Raw genomic sequence first — 914 nt, 5'->3', positions numbered from 1 at the left:
CAGTAGCGGCGAGCGAACGCGGATTAGCCCTTAAGCTTGTGAATGATTAGGAGAACGGTCTGGGAAGGCCGGCCATAGTGGGTGATAGCCCCGTATCCGAAAATCTGATCAGGTGAAATCGAGTAGGTCGGAGCACGTGAAACTCTGACTGAACATGGGGGGACCATCCTCCAAGGCTAAATACTCCTGGCTGACCGATAGTGAACCAGTACCGTGAGGGAAAGGCGAAAAGAACCCCGGAGAGGGGAGTGAAATAGAACCTGAAACCGTGTACGTACAAGCAGTCGGAGCCCTCTTTGTGGGGTGACGGCGTACCTTTTGTATAATGGGTCAGCGACTTAATTTCAGTAGCGAGGTTAACCGTTTAGGGGAGCCGTAGGGAAACCGAGTCTTAATAGGGCGTTTAGTTGCTGGGATTAGACCCGAAACCGGGCGATCTATCCATGGGCAGGTTGAAGGTGCGGTAACACGCACTGGAGGACCGAACCGACTACCGTTGAAAAGTTAGCGGATGACCTGTGGATCGGAGTGAAAGGCTAATCAAGCTCGGAGATAGCTGGTTCTCCCCGAAAGCTATTTAGGTAGCGCCTCGGACGAATACCACTGGGGGTAGAGCACTGTTTCGGCTAGGGGGTCATCCCGACTTACCAAACCGATGCAAACTCCGAATACCAGTGAGTACTATCCGGGAGACACACGGCGGGTGCTAACGTCCGTCGTGAAGAGGGAAACAACCCAGACCGCCAGCTAAGGTCCCCAAATTCCAGTTAAGTGGGAAACGATGTGGGAAGGCTCAGACAGCTAGGAGGTTGGCTTAGAAGCAGCCACCCTTTAAAGAAAGCGTAATAGCTCACTAGTCGAGTCGGCCTGCGCGGAAGATGTAACGGGGCTCAAACTGGATACCGAAGCTGCGG

At 53.5% G+C, this 914-nt stretch carries 1 rRNA gene; it reads left to right on the top strand.

The window, feature by feature from the left end:
- Positions 1-914, top strand: a 23S ribosomal RNA gene (locus TH4_RS20410); the annotation flags it as partial.

This window comes from Thalassospira tepidiphila MCCC 1A03514 (genome assembly GCF_001662875.1).
GTDB lineage: Bacteria > Pseudomonadota > Alphaproteobacteria > Rhodospirillales > Thalassospiraceae > Thalassospira > Thalassospira tepidiphila.
Note: the sequence above shows the minus strand (reverse complement) of the source record. Positions and strands in the feature narration are given on the sequence as shown.